This window comes from Streptomyces sp. NPDC000075, assembly GCF_040301925.1.
GTDB lineage: Bacteria > Actinomycetota > Actinomycetes > Streptomycetales > Streptomycetaceae > Streptomyces > Streptomyces polychromogenes.
In genome coordinates, this window is the sequence record NZ_JBEPFL010000009.1 from 230899 (window position 1) to 247592 (window position 16694).

At 69.7% G+C, this 16694-nt stretch carries 19 protein-coding genes and 3 pseudogenes; 16 read left to right on the top strand and 6 right to left on the bottom strand.

Annotated features, from left to right (window positions below):
- Positions 1-49 precede the first annotated feature (49 nt).
- The gene (locus tag ABT403_RS14120; RefSeq protein WP_344152004.1) at positions 50-550 is read right to left on the bottom strand and encodes a peptidylprolyl isomerase; all 501 of its coding nucleotides are present in this window, start codon (positions 548-550) and stop codon (positions 50-52) included.
- 569 nt (positions 551-1119) lie between these two features.
- On the opposite strand from ABT403_RS14120, the gene ABT403_RS14125 reads away from it, so the two are divergent.
- From ABT403_RS14125 to ABT403_RS14150, 6 genes are all read left to right on the top strand, one after another.
- Complete coding sequence (locus ABT403_RS14125; RefSeq protein WP_344152007.1) at positions 1120-2283, top strand: hypothetical protein; 1164 nt, start codon at positions 1120-1122, stop codon at positions 2281-2283.
- 630 nt (positions 2284-2913) lie between these two features.
- The gene (locus tag ABT403_RS14130) at positions 2914-2997 is read left to right on the top strand and encodes a putative leader peptide (protein ID WP_344152082.1); all 84 of its coding nucleotides are present in this window, start codon (positions 2914-2916) and stop codon (positions 2995-2997) included.
- 181 nt (positions 2998-3178) lie between these two features.
- Positions 3179-4051 carry an ABC transporter permease gene (locus ABT403_RS14135; protein ID WP_344152010.1) on the top strand — a complete coding sequence of 291 codons (873 nt, stop codon included), beginning with the start codon at positions 3179-3181 and terminating at the stop codon, positions 4049-4051.
- Positions 4024-4770 carry an ABC transporter ATP-binding protein gene (locus ABT403_RS14140; protein WP_344152013.1) on the top strand — a complete coding sequence of 249 codons (747 nt, stop codon included), beginning with the start codon at positions 4024-4026 and terminating at the stop codon, positions 4768-4770. Before ABT403_RS14135 ends, ABT403_RS14140 begins: the two co-directional genes overlap by 28 nt.
- 108 nt (positions 4771-4878) lie before the next feature.
- Positions 4879-5919: an ABC transporter substrate-binding protein gene (locus ABT403_RS14145; protein ID WP_344152016.1), complete on the top strand. Its 1041-nt coding sequence runs from the start codon at positions 4879-4881 to the stop codon at positions 5917-5919.
- On the top strand, positions 5919-7013 hold the full coding sequence (locus tag ABT403_RS14150; RefSeq protein ID WP_344152019.1) for an LLM class flavin-dependent oxidoreductase: 1095 nt from the start codon (positions 5919-5921) through the stop codon (positions 7011-7013). Before ABT403_RS14145 ends, ABT403_RS14150 begins: the two co-directional genes overlap by 1 nt.
- Before the next feature lie 494 nt (positions 7014-7507).
- Here ABT403_RS14150 and ABT403_RS14155 read toward each other — a convergent pair whose 3' ends face one another.
- Complete coding sequence (locus ABT403_RS14155) at positions 7508-7903, bottom strand: hypothetical protein (protein ID WP_344152022.1); 396 nt, start codon at positions 7901-7903, stop codon at positions 7508-7510.
- A gap of 286 nt (positions 7904-8189) precedes the next feature.
- Here ABT403_RS14155 and ABT403_RS14160 point away from each other — a divergent pair, with 286 nt between their 5' ends.
- The 7 genes and pseudogenes from ABT403_RS14160 to ABT403_RS14190 all read left to right on the top strand — a co-directional run bounded on the left by ABT403_RS14160 (position 8190) and on the right by ABT403_RS14190 (position 12603).
- Positions 8190-8780 carry an SMI1/KNR4 family protein gene (locus tag ABT403_RS14160; protein ID WP_344152025.1) on the top strand — a complete coding sequence of 197 codons (591 nt, stop codon included), beginning with the start codon at positions 8190-8192 and terminating at the stop codon, positions 8778-8780.
- A 57-nt stretch (positions 8781-8837) separates the two neighbouring features.
- Positions 8838-8948: pseudogene (locus tag ABT403_RS14165) on the top strand (DUF6766 family protein); the annotation flags it as partial.
- A 108-nt stretch (positions 8949-9056) separates the two neighbouring features.
- Positions 9057-10088, top strand: coding sequence for a YihY/virulence factor BrkB family protein (locus ABT403_RS14170; RefSeq protein WP_344152028.1), 1032 nt, complete (start codon positions 9057-9059; stop codon positions 10086-10088).
- A gap of 569 nt (positions 10089-10657) precedes the next feature.
- Complete coding sequence (locus ABT403_RS14175; protein WP_344152031.1) at positions 10658-11065, top strand: phage holin family protein; 408 nt, start codon at positions 10658-10660, stop codon at positions 11063-11065.
- The gene (locus ABT403_RS14180) at positions 11062-11508 is read left to right on the top strand and encodes a DUF3618 domain-containing protein (RefSeq protein WP_344152034.1); all 447 of its coding nucleotides are present in this window, start codon (positions 11062-11064) and stop codon (positions 11506-11508) included. Before ABT403_RS14175 ends, ABT403_RS14180 begins: the two co-directional genes overlap by 4 nt.
- Positions 11505-11771 (top strand): annotated as a pseudogene (locus tag ABT403_RS14185) (DUF4235 domain-containing protein). The gene ABT403_RS14180 and the pseudogene ABT403_RS14185 overlap by 4 nt, the downstream one beginning before the upstream one ends.
- Before the next feature lie 421 nt (positions 11772-12192).
- Positions 12193-12603, top strand: coding sequence for a hypothetical protein (locus ABT403_RS14190; RefSeq protein ID WP_344152037.1), 411 nt, complete (start codon positions 12193-12195; stop codon positions 12601-12603).
- 19 nt (positions 12604-12622) lie between these two features.
- Here the strand turns inward: ABT403_RS14190 and ABT403_RS14195 are convergent, their stop codons facing one another.
- Both ABT403_RS14195 and ABT403_RS14200 read right to left on the bottom strand, forming a co-directional pair.
- The gene (locus tag ABT403_RS14195) at positions 12623-13240 is read right to left on the bottom strand and encodes an STAS domain-containing protein (protein WP_344152040.1); all 618 of its coding nucleotides are present in this window, start codon (positions 13238-13240) and stop codon (positions 12623-12625) included.
- Positions 13241-13310: 70 nt separating this feature from the next.
- Complete coding sequence (locus ABT403_RS14200) at positions 13311-13613, bottom strand: AsnC family transcriptional regulator (protein ID WP_344152043.1); 303 nt, start codon at positions 13611-13613, stop codon at positions 13311-13313.
- A 60-nt stretch (positions 13614-13673) separates the two neighbouring features.
- Here ABT403_RS14200 and ABT403_RS14205 point away from each other — a divergent pair, with 60 nt between their 5' ends.
- Positions 13674-13925 carry an STAS domain-containing protein gene (locus ABT403_RS14205; RefSeq protein ID WP_344152046.1) on the top strand — a complete coding sequence of 84 codons (252 nt, stop codon included), beginning with the start codon at positions 13674-13676 and terminating at the stop codon, positions 13923-13925.
- A gap of 94 nt (positions 13926-14019) precedes the next feature.
- On the top strand, positions 14020-14685 hold the full coding sequence (locus tag ABT403_RS14210; RefSeq protein WP_344152049.1) for an ATP-binding protein: 666 nt from the start codon (positions 14020-14022) through the stop codon (positions 14683-14685).
- 222 nt (positions 14686-14907) lie between these two features.
- On the opposite strand, the gene ABT403_RS14215 is transcribed toward ABT403_RS14210, so the two are convergent.
- Positions 14908-15378 (bottom strand): hypothetical protein, encoded by a 471-nt coding sequence (locus ABT403_RS14215; RefSeq protein ID WP_344152052.1) that lies wholly within the window; start codon positions 15376-15378, stop codon positions 14908-14910.
- Positions 15379-15555: 177 nt separating this feature from the next.
- On the opposite strand from ABT403_RS14215, the gene ABT403_RS14220 reads away from it, so the two are divergent.
- The gene (locus ABT403_RS14220) at positions 15556-16236 is read left to right on the top strand and encodes an SMI1/KNR4 family protein (RefSeq protein WP_344152055.1); all 681 of its coding nucleotides are present in this window, start codon (positions 15556-15558) and stop codon (positions 16234-16236) included.
- Between the two features lie 251 nt (positions 16237-16487).
- Here the strand turns inward: ABT403_RS14220 and ABT403_RS14225 are convergent.
- Positions 16488-16694: pseudogene (locus ABT403_RS14225) on the bottom strand (flavodoxin); the annotation flags it as partial.

Sequence of the window (16694 nt, forward strand, 5' to 3'; positions counted from 1 at the left end):
CCCCCGGCACCCCTGCCACAGGCATCGGGACGTGGTCGGGGTGCGTCGGCTATTCGATGATCTCAGCCTTCTCGAGGATGACATCCTCCCTGGGGACATCCTGGTGTCCGGCCTTGGAGGCGGTACTGACGCCCGCGATCGCGTCGACGACCTGGTGCCCCTCGATCACCTCACCGAAGACGGTGTAGCCCCAGCCCTGCAGGTTCTTGCCGCTGTGGTTGAGCATGTGGTTGTCCGCGACGTTGATGAAGAACTGGGCCGTGGCCGAGTGCGGCTCCATGGTCCGGGCCATCGCCACCGTGTAGTTTTCGTTCTTCAGCCCGTTGTCCGCCTCGTTCTTGATGGCGGCACGCGTCTTCTTCTCCCGCATACCTGGCTCGAAGCCTCCGCCCTGCACCATGAAGCCGCGGATGACCCGGTGGAAGATCGTGCCGTTGTAGTGGCCGTCTCTGACGTACTGAACGAAGTTCTCGACCGTCACCGGGGCCTTCTCGGCGGCGAGCTCCAGGACGATGTCACCCTGATTGGTGTTCAGCTTCACCTTGGACACGGAACCTCACTTTCTGTACCCACTCGGTTACGTGGAGATCACTATCGCAGAGGACCCAGTCGGCACCGCAGCCTTACGACCCTCCGAGGCCAGAACTGGGGCAGCCGGAAACGCATGTGGTCGCGCGGCGCGTCGCTCACGGGGCGAGGCGGTCGATCCGGGCCCCTTGACGCGGTCCGCAAACGCGCCGAGGAGGGGCGGATGCGTCGATGTAGTGGGGGGTATGTCGCCGTCGTTGCCGGGATCATGGTGCGCCGCTGCACTACACAGGGGAGCACCGAAGTACGCCCTGCGGACTGCGAGCCGGTGTTCGCGCCGCGGCAGCCCGGCTAGGATCTGCCCGCCCCGCGACGCGGGCGGGGTCGGCACCTGGGGGTGCAGGGATGACGCGATCCTTGATCGGTGAACGGTACGTCGTGGGCCTCGGCTGCAGGGTGAGCATCAAGGGCGTGGCTGTTACGACCGTCAAGTGAAGCGCCACGGCCGCGCACGCGGACGGCGGAGGCACCGGCATCACGGTCCAGGAGGCCCACAACGACTGGACCAACAACGGCAAGATCGTCCTGTCCTTGACCGCGCCGAGCGCCGTCAAGAACGTCAAGGTCAGCCTGTACTCGATGGAAACCCAGCAGACCGTGGCCACGGTGGGGAACTTCGAGCTGACCTCCGGCACCGCCGAGAACGGTACGTGGAAGAACCGCGGGCGCGTCCAGTTGCCGAACCTGGGCAGCTACCGCATCGACGTGTCGGCCTCCGACGAGGGCGGCGCCACTCTTTCCGCCGCCGGCGTGGGCTATTTCTACTACGCCGTGCAGACAAACCTCAACGACACGAAGGTCGACCGCACCACGGTCGACTACCAGCACCGCAGCGTCACCATCAGCGGTCACCTGATGGGCCAGTGGCCGGGTTCCGGCACCATCACCCCGATGGGCGGGCTGACCGTGGCGGTCAGCTCGTACATGGAGTACGCGGAGGTGACGACGGCAGCGGACGGCAGCTTCTCCGCCACGCTCCCGGTCACCGACCAATACCAGAACAGCATCGAGGCGGCCTTCCAGTACGACCCGAACCACGTCTTCTACAACCAGTCCTCCTCGAAGGCCTTCCCGATCACGGTGAAGAAGACCGCCACCAAGATCGTCGAGACCCCGAGCGAGCGGAAGGTCCCGTTCAAGGGCACGGTGAACTCGACCAGCGCCACCCTGCTCTGGAACTCGCCCACCGGCTGGCAGCCGCTGGCCGGCAAAACGCTGGGCTCCAACTCTTTCGGCGACTTCGTCCAGCGCACCACGGACGCCGCCGGCAACGCGCTCTTCCCGGCGACCCAGCCGCTCTGGGGCAACTTCTCGATCGCGGTCGGCTGGCACAGCGACGACCTGTTCCTGGCCGACGCCCAGGCGAACGTCGACATCATGGTCGTGCAGCCCGCTGCGTTCCGGTCCCTCACCGCGACCCGCTCCGATGCCGCGACCGTGGAGGTCGGCGGCAGCATGAGGTTCGACGGCAACTGGACGCCGGGCACGATCCCGGTGAACATCCAGTACTCCGCCACCGGCAAGGGCGGCTGGACCACTGTCGCCACCGTGCCGAACGCCAGGTGGAACGGTGAGGGCTACGCCTTCTCCACCACCGCCCCGCAGGCAGGGGCGGGTTACTGGCGTGCGACCTACACCGGCGCACCGCAGTTCGAGAACGCCGTCAGCCAGGTCGTCTACGTCGCCGCTCCCTGACGGCCCCGCGAGCACGGCATGACGAAGACCCCGCCCGCGGTCACAGGGGCGGGGCCTTCGCGCGTCCCGCCGGCCGGGGCGGCGGCGCAGGACCTCAGTGGCCGAGGTCGGTGAAACCGGTAGCCGGTGGCGTCTTCCAGGCGAGGCCCTGGAGGAAAGGAGCAGGCGATCAGGGCCCGGGTGTAGAGGTGCAGGCCGAACAGGGCGTCGGCGTAACGGTCGGTCGGCGGCGTGCTCCTGGTGGCGCTCGGGCCCGTGCCGAGCCGGCGTCGCGTTGCCGCACACGGGCATGGCGACGCCGCTGTCGTTCGGCAGGCGTCACCGTGTGATGCCGGCCGGTTACGGAAACAGGCGGGCCGGACAGCCGCACGCCTCCCCGGTGCCGGCGTGGCCAGCCCGTGCCAGGCCCCCAACGGCGGCGCCTGGCTCGCAGAAGCTGTGCCAGGGCCAAGCCATTGCGTCAGCTCACCTCGCCGTGCCACAAGATCAATTGCCCGACAGGCCTCAGTCGTCCCTTCCGGGCCTTCTCTTCCGGCCTGCGCGCCCCGTGGCGCCCGGTATCAGGGACGGCCAGTCCAGTGTGCGAGACGCCATTGACCCGCGCCCGGCCGGATGGCTAGGTTTCGCCGCATGTTGCGTTCAGTCATGCTCACCACGCGCGGTCACATCGACCTGCTGCGGGTGGCTTCCGCCGCCTGTTGCTGCGGCTGCTGACGCCCTCTTCCTGACGCCGCTCCGCCTTTGACGCGGCACGAGCGCTCCGCGCTCTCCCCCGGCATGCCCGCGCGCGCCTGAACCCGCCCTGAAGATCCTCCCTGCCCGCCTCCACACCGGGGCGAGGTCTGCCAGGGCGGTGCGTGCCCCTGCCTCCGCACCCTGTCTTCGTGGAGCCTCCATGACCATCGGCCACGCGCCACCGGAAGTATCCGCCACACCGGCATCCGACCTTTCACCCCCGCACTCCCCCGCCCTGGTGGCGGTCAAGCCGTCCTCCGCCCGGCGGCGTACCGTACCCCGCTGGATCCGCAGGACGACCGGGCCCCTGCTGCTGCTCGCGCTGTGGCAGCTGGCCAGCACCCTGGGGTGGCTGCCGGCCGACACCCTCGCGCCGCCGTCGACCATCGCCTCCACGGGGGCGGACCTGATCGGCGACGGGACGCTTCCCGGGGCGATGGCCGTGTCCTTGCAACGCGTCGCGATCGGGCTGGTCGTAGGCGGCACGGCGGGGACGGTCCTCGCGCTGCTGTCCGGACTGTCCCGGCTCGGCGAGGACCTCATCGACGCGAGCGTGCAGATGCTGCGCACGGTGCCGTGGGTCGGCCTGATTCCCCTGTTCATCATCTGGATGGGCATCGGGGAGGCCCCCAAGGTCGCGCTGATCGCCCTCGGCACGGCCTTCCACCTGTACCTCAACGTGTACGCGGGGATCCGCGGGGTGGACGAGCAGCTGATCGAGGCGGGCCAGGTACTGGGCCTCGGCCGTTGGGGTCTGGTGCGGCACGTGGTGCTGCCGGGGGCGCTCCCGGGCTTCATGACCGGCCTGCGCTACTCCCTCGCGACCGCGTGGCTGGCGCTGGTGTTCGGGGAGTCCATCAACGCCGACGCCGGTATCGGCTTCCTCATGAACCAGGCGCGGGAGTTCTTCCGCACCGATGTGATCGTCGTGTGCCTCGTCGTCTACGCCTTCCTCGGCCTGGCCACCGACCTCGTCGTCCGCACTCTCGAAAGGCTGCTGCTGCAATGGCGACCGACGTTCACGGGGCAGTAGCCGCCACTTCCCCCGCGGCCATGGACGCCGGCACCGCCGTCCGGGTCACCGCTCTGACCCGGTCCTTCGACGGGCGGGCCGTCATCGACGGGCTCGATCTGACCCTGCGGACCGGCGAGTTCACCGTGCTCCTCGGGCGCAGCGGCTGCGGCAAGTCCACCCTGCTGCGCGTACTCGCCGGCCTGGACCGGGAGATCGAGGGCGATGTCCGCGTACCGGAGCGGCGGGCCGTGGCCTTCCAGGCGCCCCGGCTGATGCCCTGGAAGCGCGTCTGGCGCAACGTTCTGCTCGGGCTGCCCGGCAAGCCGGGACGCGAACGCGCCGAGGTGGCCCTGGCCGAGGTCGGGCTGGAGCACCGTACGGACGCCTGGCCCAAGACCCTGTCCGGCGGCGAGGCCCAGCGGGCGTCCCTGGCCCGGGCGCTGGTGCGCGAACCCGATCTGCTGCTGCTGGACGAGCCGTTCGGCGCCCTCGACGCCCTCACCCGGATCAAGGCCCAGCAGCTGGTGGCCCGGCTGTGGCAGCGGCGCGGCTGCGCGGTGCTGCTCGTCACGCACGACGTGGACGAGGCCGTGCTGCTGGCCGACCGCGTGCTGGTGATGGACGGGGGACGGATCGCCTACGACACGCAGGTCCCGCTGGAGCGGCCGCGCGAGGTCGGTGACCCGGGCTTCGCGGCGTTGCGCGCCCGGCTGCTCACCGAACTCGGCGTCGTCTGAGTCCTGTTGCCCCAAGGGCCGGCGCCCGTAGGGCCGTGGCCCAAAGAACCCGTCCCCGTCCCCGTCCAGAAGATCTTTCACCCCGTCAAGAGAACGAAGAGAAGCGACATGACACGCCATTCCCTGCCCCTGCTCGCCGCCCTGGTCCCGCTGTCCCTGGTCCTGACCGCCTGCGGCGGGAACTCCGCGGCCGACAGCGGCCCGGCCTCCGCCGGGGACGCCAAGAGCACCACGAAGGTCACGCTCAGCGTCGGGGACCAGAAGGGCGGATTCGAGTCGCTGCTGAAAGCCGCCGGCGAGCTGGAGAACCTCGACTACACCATCAAGTGGTCCACCTTCACCTCCGGTCCGCCGCTGCTGGAAGCCGTCAACGCCAAGGCCGTGGACATCGGCGGCGTGGGCAACACCCCGCCGGTGTTCGCCGCGGCCGCCAAGTCGAAGATCGCCGTCGTGGCGGCCACGCACGGCTCCTCCTCGGGTGAGGCGCTCCTCGTACCGAAGGGCTCCACGCTCCAGTCCGCCGCCGAGCTGCGCGGCAAGAAGATCGCGGTGGCGCAGGGCAGTTCCGCCCACTTCCAGCTCATCGCGAGCCTGGAGCAGGCCGGCCTGAAGCCCACGGACGTGACGATCAACTTCCTCCAGCCCGCCGACGCGCTGGCCGCCTTCAACAGCGGCAGTGTCGACGCCTGGGCGGTCTGGGATCCGTACACCTCCCAGGTGCTGCGGACCGGCGCCCGCGTCCTCACCTCGGGCGAGGGTGTCGTCAACGGCCTCGGGTTCCAGGTCGCGGCGCCCTCCGCCCTGGAGGACCAGGCCAAGTCCAAGGCCATCGGCGACTACCTGGCACGCGTCCGGCGCGCCCAGGACTGGGTGTTCAAGCACCCGGAGGAGTGGGCGAAGGTCTGGTCGAAGGAGACCGGCCTGCCGTACGAGGTGGCCTTCGACGCGGTCAAGCGCAGCAACGGCACCCGCGTGCCGGTCGCCGTGGACGACGCGGCCGTCGCCTCCGAGCAGAAGATCGCCGACACCTTCACCGAGTTGAAGCTGATCCCGGGCAAGGTCGTCTTCAAGGACGTCGTCGACACCCGCTTCAACGGCGACCTGCCGCCCTCCACCACCGCCCCGCGCACCTACGGGAAGGACTCCTGATGACGGTCCGTCTGCACTGGTTCCTGCCCACGGGCGGCGACGGCCGCACCCTGGTGGACCGGCACGCCTACGCGCACAACACCGCGGCGCCCGGGGTTCGTGAGCCGGACATCGAGTACCTCGCGCAGATCGCGAAGGCCGCCGAACGGCTCGGCTTCGAGGCGGTGCTGACCCCGACGGGGACCTGGTGCGAGGACGCCTGGCTGACCACCGTGGCGCTCGCGCAGCACACCGAGCGGCTGAAGTTCCTGGTGGCGTTCCGGCCCGGGGTCATCTCGCCGACGCTGGCGGCCCAGATGGCCTCGACCTACCAGCGCATCACCCGCGGCCGGCTTCTGCTCAACGTGGTGACGGGCGGCGACTCCGCGGAGCAGCGGCGCTTCGGGGACCACCTCGACCACGACCGCCGCTACGAGCGCACCGCCGAGTTCCTGTCGGTCGTTCGGGGGGCCTGGCGCGGGGAACCGTTCGACTTCCACGGCGAGCACTACCGGATCGACGGGGGGCTGACCGCGCTGCCGCCCGATCCGCTGCCGGAGATCTTCTTCGGCGGGTCCTCGGCAGCAGCGGGCCCGGTCGCCGCCGAGCACGCCGACGTGTACCTGACCTGGGGCGAGCCGCCTCAGCAGGTGAAGGAGAAGATCGACTGGATCCGCTCGCTGGCCGAGGAGCGCGGGCGGACGGTCCGCTTCGGAATCCGGCTGCACACCATCTCGCGCGACTCGGCGAAGGAGGCCTGGGGCGCGGCGGACCGGCTGCTCGGGGACCTGTCGGACGCGGACATCACGAGGGCGCAGACGCTGCTGGGCGCGAGCGAGTCGGTGGGGCAGCAGCGGATGCTGGCCCTGCACGGCGGATCGCGGGACGGCCTGGAGATCTCCCCGAACCTGTGGGCCGGGGTCGGGCTGGTCCGCGGCGGCGCGGGTACGGCCCTGGTCGGCAGCCACGCGGACGTGGCCGACCGGATCGATGAGTACCACGCGCTCGGGATCGAGAACTTCGTCCTTTCGGGCTATCCGCATCTGGAGGAGGCGTACTGGTTCGGCGAAGGGGTGACCCCGGAACTGGCGGCGCGCGGACTGCTCGGTTCCTGAGCCGCCGTGCACGCCGGCCTCTCCAGCGCCTACCGCCCGCCCGGACGGGGACCGGGCACGTTCAGGGGGCGCGTGCCGGGACAGGCGGTCTGCCCGGGGCGGGCGTGCCGGCCTCTGCCGGCTGCCGGCCCTGCGCGCCGTCGTGGAGGAGAAGCCGGCGCTGAGCCGGTCGCCGCAGCAGATGGCCGGCCGGCTGCACCACGTCCCCCAGCAGATGCGGCACCGAGCGCGCGGCTGGGATCGCCGGCCGTCGGGGCGATGTCGTTCAGTGGGGGAAGTGGTGCGGCAGTTCCGTGGGAGGCCCGCCGCCACGCAGGGCCTGGCGACCTCCAGACCGCCGAGGCGTGTGATGCGCGGCTGTGTACGCATTTCGGTGTCATGCGCCGACGCTGTGACCTGGAGTTCTTTCTTCAGTCTCACGATGTGTCGGTCGGCGGCTGCCTCAGATCGGTGTCATTTCCGCAGACTGACCGGCCGACTGCGTCGGCCGGACCTCATGAGCTTGTGTCGGAGGCTGTCCGTTCCATCCACTCACGCACCTTCACTGCGTGCTCGATGCGGTTGACGATCTCCTTCTTGGACTCCGTGTCCAAGGTCTCCGGGATCTTGTCGAAGGTATCGGGAAGGACGTCGAGGAGACCCCAGATCTGTTCGCCAGTACCGACGGTCAGCAGTTGCTGGCACCTCCACTGCAGCGGTACGTCAGGACGGTGCGTGAGCCGCTGCACCAGCGTCGGGAACAGGTAGTGCGTCGCCTCTGCGGCCAGATGCTCTCGTAGCCAGTCGACCGGGAGCCGCTGGCTGAAGCCGTGCATGGCGGCCTCCTGGGCCAGGTCCAGGAGTTGATCGGTGTCGACGGCTCGGACGGTGCGGGGAAGGGTCGGGGTCATGCCGCGATGATGCCAAGAAGCCTCTGCGGGGCCCAGTGGTCAGCCGAGCCGCCATTGAGGACGACCTCCAATGAGGCGCAGGGCCGGCCGAGACGGCCGCGGACTCACTCGCGGTGGCCCCGGCTGCCTACGGGCCCCGGAACGTACGCCCAGGTCCTCGCCTCCGGACGGGTCACAGTCGGCCTCAGCTTGTTCCTTGTCTATCAGCCCGCCCAGGCACATGAGAAGCACCCCCTAACCCGCACCTCTCAGCCTGCGGCTGGCCCTGGGTGAGATGCTTCGGCTCATGATCGAGCCGCCTCTTATCGGCATCGCGCCGGTGATTCCGCCCGTTGCCACCTCCTGGCAGCGCATCGACACGTGGCTGGCCCGGCATGCGCCCGCTCGACTCGCAGAGCTTGCTCCTCCGTCGTCGCCACACGCCATCGACCAGCTCGAAGTCGCGTTGGGCGTACGTCTTCCCACCGACCTGCGCGCATCACTGCTATGCCACGACGGGGATTCGTCCTGTCTCGGCATCCTGCCGTGCGGCCCGCTGTACTCCACGGACGCAATCGCCGACGTGAGACAGAGGCGCATGCAGATCTGGGAGGGCGAGGACGACCCAGACGAACAGGAGACTCCGTGGTGGGGAACGCAGTGGATCCCCTTCGCAGGCGGCCATGGCGATGAGCACTTCATCGACGCGGGCCTGGGCTTGTGGCAGGACCATCTCGGGCGCGCCCCGCACGCCGACCACGCCTACTTCCTGGGGTGGCCGAGCCTTGGAACCTGGCTCCACGCGGTGGCCGAGGCCATGGAACACCACGATCGGAGCGACCGGCTCGACTCCGTCGCCCATCCCTCCGTAGACGAGGACGGAGAGATCGACTGGTGAGCAGAGGGCCGCGCTGTTGAGTCGGTTGGTCGTACTCGCCTCGGCTTCTGGAGCCGGACCCCGCAGAACTGGCGGTCCGAACTCCTCGCGGTGGCCGCCATGGCCATCCTCTCCGTCCACCTCCGCCAACGCGGCTCCCCCGAATCGAAGCCGGTGGGTGCCTCACACTCCTCCGCCGGCGTCGAGGGGCTGAGTCGGTGCCGACGCGCGAACGCCGGTGCGCTGCTGGTGCGGCGCGAGCGGCATGAGCGCGGCCGGAATGGAAATGCGCCGTCTATGACACCCGAGAAGCGACCGGAGCCCGAAGACGGGCGGCAGCCGGCAGAGCAGGCCGCGGGCCCGGGCCGGCAGGTGGAGGAGCGGGAGCCTGACCGGCTTTCCGAGCTGCCCAAGCGGTCCTGGAAGGCGGTACTGCGCGGGACGCTGAAGGAGTTCAAGGACGACGAGCTGGCAGACCGGGCCGCGGCGCTGACGTACTACGGGGTCCTCGCCCTCTTCCCCGCCCTGCTGGTCCTCGTGTCGCTGCTGGGCATCGCGGGCGACTCAGCGACGAAGCAGGTTCTGGACAACCTGCGAAAACTCACCCCCGGCGCGGCCCGAGACGTGATCAGCAAGGCGGTGGAGCAGCTGCAGGGCAACGCCGGTGCCGGCTCGTTGCTGGCGATCGTGGGCATCCTGGTCGCGGTCTGGTCGGCCTCCGGGTATGTGGCCGCGTTCATCCGCGCCTCGAACGCCGTCTACGACATGCCCGAGGGCCGGCCCGTGTGGAAGGTCCTGCCGCTGCGCGTCGGGCTGACCGCAGTACTCATGGTCCTCGCCGTGGCCAGCGCACTGATCGTGGTGTTCACCGGCACTCTGGCCCGCCAGGCGGGTTCCGCGCTGGGGGTGGGCGACACCGCTATGACGGTGTGGTCGATCGCGAAGTGGCCCGTCCTGCTGCTCCTGGTCACCATCATGATCGCGCTGCTGTACTGGGCCGCGCCGAACGCCAAGGGCCGCGGGTTCCGGTGGGTGACCCCCGGCAGCGTCCTGGCGTTGGTGATCTGGATGATCACCTCGGCCGGCTTCGCGTTCTACGTCGCGAACTTCGGCTCGTACAACAAGACGTACGGCACCCTCGCGGGCGTGATCATCTTCCTGGTGTGGTTGTGGATCACCAACCTGGCCGTGCTGCTGGGTTTGGAGTTCGACGCCGAGATGGTGCGTCAGCGCGCGATCGCGGGTGGGCACCCCGCGGAGGAGGAGCCCTACGTCGAGCCGCGGGACACCCGGGAGTGGAGCGAGGAAGACCGCCATCGCCTGGACTGAGCGCCAGCGGCCGCCTGAGGGGACTTGCGGGGCATGAGGGTGCTGGCCGGGTCGCAGGACCGTGACCACCGGCTGACGCGGCGCATCGCGGCCTGGGATTCCGCGGCGGCGCGCAGGCTGTCGCCGACCGTCGAGGCAGCGGCGGAGCACACGAAGGTGTGGTGGGCCGCCGCCGTGCTCATGGCGGCCGCTGGCGGCTGGAGGGGCCGCAGGGCTGCGGCCGCCGGGGTGCTGGCGATGGCGGTCGCCGAGGTGCTGTCGAACGGGATCCGGGCACACCGCCGCCGTTGCGCCGCTCTGGCCATGGGCCGGAGCCACGTGCACGGTCCCCACCGTGCTGGTGGCCGTCGAGCGGGTCCACAGCAGCGCCCTACCCCTCCGACGTGGCGGCGGGTGCCGTGATCGGCGGCGCGGCCGCGGCCCTGGTCCGTACGGCACCGGCACCGTACGGCACCCCGACTCCTGATCCGCTGCCGGCCATGACCACACGCACCCTGGTGGATGACCGGCGGGCGGGAGGGTATACGCGCCCCGGCAACCCTGCCCAGTGAAGGAAGGTGAAGAGCTCGATGAGCGCCAAGGCAAGCCACGGCAGCGACGCGCCGGTGGGCGAGCTCGTGACGCGGGCATCGCGGCAGATCTCGGAGCTGGTCCGGGAAGAGATGCAGCTGGCCCGCGCGGAGATGGCCCAGAAGGGCAAGCGGTACGGGTTGGGCGGGGGTCTGTTCGGGGGCGCCGGCCTTGTCGGCGTCCTGGCCGCCCAGGCCCTGGTCGCCGCCGCGATCGCGGCTCTGGCCCTCGTCCTGCCGCTGTGGGCATCGGCCCTGATCATCTGCGCCGCACTTGCCGCGGTGGCCGCGCTGCTGGGGTTGGCCGGCAAGAAGCAGGTCGCCCGGGCCGGCTCTCCCGCCCCTGAGAAGACCATCGACAGCGTCAAGGCCGATGTGGCCGAGATCAAGGAGAAAGCCCACCGATGAACGACCAGCCCCAGGCCGACGAGCCGACCCCCGAGCAGCTGCGAGAGCAGGTCGCGCACACCCGCGACCAGCTCGGCCAGACCGTCGAGGCGCTGGCCGGCAAGGCCGACGTCAAGGCGCAGACCAAGGCGAAGGCCGCCGAGGTCAAGGAGCAGGCCGCGCTCCTGACCGGCCAGCTCCGGGACAAGGCCAGCCAGGCCACCGAACTGATCAAGGACAAGACCCCCGACCCGGTCCTCGACAAAGCAGCCCACGCCGCATCCCAGGTCCGCGAAGGCGCGGCCCACGCCAGGCACCTGATCGCCGAGAAGACCCCGGACCCCGTGCGGGAGAAGGCCGCCTCGGCCGCCGGCCTGGCACGGAGCAACCGCACTCCGCTGCTGGCCGCTGCCGCGGCGCTGGCGATCTTCCTGTTCCTGCGCCGTAGCCGGAGGCACAAGTGAAGGCATCCAAGATCGCCTACAAGCCGGTCGGACTCGCCCTCGGCGCCGTCAGCGGCATGGCCGCAGGCCTGGCCTTCAAGCAGGCATGGAAGATCCTCGGCCACGAAGACGACGCCCCGGACGCCACCGACGAGCACCGCACCTGGAAAGAGGTCCTCCTCGCCGCGGCCCTGCAAGGCGCGATCTTCGCCGTCGTCTAAGCCGCCATCGACCGGGCAGGAGCCGTCACCACCCAACGCCTGACCGGAACCTGGCCCGGCTGAACCGTCCCCCGCCGTACCGGGGCTGGCAGGACGGCCCGGCATCTGCACCTGCCTCTGATCGGAGGACTTCGTGGCCACCCACCCCGGCTGCACGCCCTCGCCGCGGCCGCTGTCACCGCGGCGGTCCTGCTCGCCCGCTGGGTGGCCACGGGAACTCAGCCGTACGTCCGCCCGGGCCTGGCACGGCCGGATCCCGGCCCGGCCCGGGACTCGGCGGCTTTGGCCGCTCCGGCCGTCCGGGCGGCGGCGGCGAAGTCCTGGAGCCGGCGCAGCAGCCGGGTGGGCCGCTCGGCCCGCGGATACTGCTCATAGATCAGTGTGCCGAGGCTCGAAAGTCGTCACCGTCGGCACCAGATAGCCTGCGAAGGAAGCAGATCGAAGCAGTCGGACTGTTGCCAGAGAGGCGCTGCAGGTGTCACACGTGGGCGATGACTGGGTCGTACAGGCACCGGCGCACAGCGTGACCCGCGAGGACCTTAGCGCCATGCTTCGGGAACAGACCGCGGCATGCGGACCTGCCCGTGATGCCTTGATGGCCGGCGGTGCCTTCGTCGTCTGGGACGATCTGGTCCCTGCCAACCGGCACGCGGGGGTGTTCGGGCTTCGAATCCGCTCAGCTGCTCGGCGCGGCCACACGATCGAGGGTCTTGCCGCCTCTGTCGACATCCTGCGGCAGGCGGGGGAAGAGCTTGTCCGTACCGGTGTCATTGACTCTGCGGACAGGTCGTCCGTGTTCACGATCTTCCTGAACTCCTCGGCGACAGAAGTCCTGGCCTGCGCAGGCGGGCGTCGGCCCAGCCCGCCGCCATCGCCAGCAGACGTCCCCGAGTGACAACACACCCGCCTTGGTGTCAACTCTCGTGCCTCGGCTCAATCAGGTCCAGTAGCCCGCGCGGCTGGGGCTGCCCGTTGTAGACGAAGAACACGATCCCGTTCTCGTTCAGCCGGCGCGCGAAGTCGATCAGCGCATTCAGGCCCGTCACATCGAGGAGCGTCAGCTCCTGCATGTCGCAGGCCACCACGTCGACGTCCTTGAGGACGGCCTGTACCTCGTCCAGAGCCCATCGGGTGGTCTCGTTGAGCTGGCCGATGGGGGTGAGGTGCGCGGTTGGCCCGTAGCGGCGGTGCTTCACCCACAGGACAGGGGCGTGGACGGTGAGCACACGTTCGATCCCGGACAGGTGCAGCAGGCGGGCCACCGGGCTGCTGAGCGCGGTCAGGACGATGGTGTTGCCGGCCTGGACGGCCAGCTGGTTCACGTCCAACAGGAGGTGCAGCCCTGAGCTGTCGCAGAAGGTGGCGCCGGTCAGGTCGATGGCGGGGCCGGCGCGGGTGGCCGGGAGGGCCACGGTGAGCTCCTCACGCAGGGCGGGAGCTTCGTCCATGCCGATCGCGCCGCTCACCCGGGCCAGGGCCCGCTCGGGGTCTGGTTCGAAGACCACGGCGACGTGTTCGGGCTGAGAGGTCATGGCCTTCTCCCTCCGCGTCCCAAAGCTGGGATGAGGCCTTGCCGGGTGGGGGTGCGGCGCGGTGCGCGGATCAGCCGCTCGGACCGCGCTGACGTGGGTCACCGTCGTCCGGGGAGGGTTGTCCGGCCGTCGCGGCCCGCAGGGTCAGGCCGGCCAGCAGGTGGAGAAGGTCCGCGACCTCGCGGCCGCCCTCGGCGGGGTGGCGGAAGAGGGTCCCGGGCCTGACCTCGTAGAGGGTGCGGCGGCAGCTGCGCACCCGGGTGAGATATCCGGCGCTCTCCAGGTCCGTGACGATGACCGGGGCCGCCCGCTCGGTGATCCGGCACGTCTCGGCCCCGTCCCGCAACCGCTTCTCCGGATCCTTGAGGATCACGGCGAGGATCCGGGCGTGGTTGGTGACGAACGTCCAGCTGGTCCGATGCCGACGTCGGCGGTGAGCAGGTTGGTCGTCTGCTCCGGCGAGTTCGATACGGACACCATCGGCGTGCTGAGGGAAGACTGCGACGAGGACGCCCCAGCCGATCTTCTGGTGGTGGACGTGGCGCGGGTGGCGTTCGCCGACTCCAGCTTCCTCAGCGCCCTGGTCCGGCTCGGCAACACCCGCTCAGTGTTCCTTCAGGGCCCGCTCCCCCACCATCTGCGACGGGTGATGGAGCTGACCAGGGCGCTCGCCCTCTCCCCCTGAACCACCGATGGAGGACAGCCGGAATCTCTCGCCAGGGCCGGGGCAATCGCCTCCTATGAGGCCTCGACCGGGCAGGACGGGTCTCCCGGCCGAGATGAGCTGCGGACAGGCACGGGAGGCCGCCCGCCGTATCCTCGCCGGGCACGACCTGTCCGAAGTCCTGGTCTCGGACGTGTTGGTGGTGGTGAGCGAGCTCGTCTCCAACGCGCTGCGGCACGCGGGAGGCCTCACCGGCTTGCGGGTCACCGTCCGGGACGGCCAGGTCATCATCGAGGTATCCGACCGCTCCACGCGCCAGCCCCGCGCGCGGCCGCCCTCGCCTCACGCGCCCGGCGGCTTCGGCTGGCGCGTGGCCAAGACCCTCGCCCCCACCACCTTCGTGCGCTTCCACAACGGCGGCAAAACCATCATCGCCACCCTCCCCCGCCCCGGCCGCCCACGCATGGCCGGGTGCCTTCCCGCCCGGCTGATCAGGAGCACGCCTCTGCTGGAACGCACCCTGCGCAAGACACACACCGAGGTCACCTTCATCCTGCCCGCCGACAACCCGCCCGGCCCCGTCAGCGTGGTGGGCGACTTCAACGACTGGCAGCCTGGCACCCACAACCTCACGCCTCGCAAAGACGGCAAACGCGCCGCGACAGTCCAGCTGCCGGGCGGAAGCACCTACACCTTCCGGTGCCTGGGCGCAGGCGACTACTGGTTCAACGACGAAACCGCCGGCGACCACGACAGCCACAACAGCCGCCTCCACACCTAGACGCGTCACTCCGAAGTGATCGTGATCAGCTTGTCGATGGGCCAGGGGGCTATTCGATGGCGTCCTGCTGGTACGTGGACATACACGCCTACTGCCCCAAGGCCGGCCTTGCGTCCCTCGAGAAGGTGGCGAAGTAGAGGACGCTCGCCGCACAATGGAGGGCCGGAGGTGGTGCTGCTTGTCCCGGGCCGCTCACGACAACCGCTGAATCCCGCCCGGGGTTCAACTCAGCTGGTCGCGCACGAGATCAAGGAATGCCTGTCGGCTCGGATGTATGTGCGCCCAGACCTTCTCGTCCTGCGGATCTTCCGGGTCTTCGGGGCCCTTTCTGATCACCTCCTGGACTGCCCAGGCGAGGCTGCGTGCCGCTTCGCCGACCTCGGGCGCGCACAGTACGTGGATCGTCTTCTGCGTCACCCACACCTTGTCAAGGACCTGCCGCGCCCGGGCCTGCCACTGCTCGTCAGCCAGGTTGTGGTGATGCCGATCCACCGCGACTCGTTCTGCTTCCTGCACCGCAGACAGAAATTCGATGAGGTGGGTGAGACGCTCGTTACGGCGCGCCTCGGCAAGTTCACGAGCACTGCGGCGCGCCTCGCCGCGTTCCAAGGCGTGTCCTGCCAAGCGCTGGGTCAGTATCGACATGAGCCCGCCGAGCAGGACGCCGATGAGCGGCGCAAGCGTTGTCCACACAACGTCAGACTATGACATCGATGGCATGGACATGCGGCCGGTGTCTAGGACGGTCTTCTTTGGCTCCGCTGTGACGGCTTCGTCTGGCCCCGGGTAGGAACGGTTTGAATTGGCCCCACCTGGCCTCCAGGAGGCCCCGTCGACGTCAATGTCAGTGGCGGCACCTACCTTTTGCTCATGACTGATCAGCAGTGGGCGGGCATCCGTCAACGGGTCGAGGCTTTGGGGACGTCCCCCGCGAGCAACGACGTGTTCGGGGCCTTGGGGCACACATGGGTTCTGGAGCAGCCGCTCAGCCACGCCGAGCTCGCAGAGCTCGAGGCCCAAATGAAGGTGACGCTGCCGGAGGACTTCCGAACCTTCCTCCTGTGTGTCGGCGCGGGTGGCGCTGGGCCCGCCTATGGGGTGTTCCCGGTGCGGCGAGTGCAAGGCCGCTGGCGGTGGGAGGGCGACGGTGCCCAGCTGGCAGATCTTTCCCGGCTTGCCGAGCCGTTTCCCGAGCAGGGTCCGGACCCGCAGCTGCTGGAGGAACTGGCGGCCCAGTGCCCCGAGGAAGAGGACTTCGACGAAATCGAAGAGTTCGACGACGCCATCGAGGCGTGGGACGAACGCTGGGACGCTGTCATGTTCAACCCTGATCGCACCGTCGGCGCCATTGTCATCTCCCACCGCGGCTGCGCCCTGCGTAACTGGCTGGTGATCAGCGGCGAGCATCGAGGCACGATATGGACCGACGATCGTGCGGACGAGGCTGACCTGGCCCCCCTTCGGAGCGAGGACGGGACTCCAATGACCTTCGCTCGCTGGTACACCGACTGGCTGCGCCGCGCCGAGCGCACAGCACTGGACGCAATCTGAGCAGCTGGAGTCGGCCCACCGCGCACGGACCGCCTCCGTGTCAGCGCAGCCCCTGTCATCGGGCCGATCCTGACACCTGGCATGGACACCGCCGCGCGCGGGTGAACAGCACCCCCGTCCCAGCTCGGACGGGAAGGCCGACGCCAGGTGCCAGCGCCGAGGGCCGTCCCGGGAAGCCAGGCACAAAACTGCGGCCCCCAACAGTTCCGGCGTAGCTGATCAAAGGACAGCACCCCCAGGGGCGGCACGCTTCAGGAAACCGGCCTTTGCCCGTCCCGCAGCCGCGCGGCGAACGCCCGCGCGGCAGCCAGGTCACGGTCGTCAGGCCGCTGCTTCCGGATACCGCCGACCAGTTTGAACGGTGCCATGGTGTCCAACGCCCGGCACGAGAAGTTCCCGTCCACCTCAAAGCCCCTGCTTTCCAGCAGCTTGACCAGGGGGCGGGAGAAAGGCGCCAG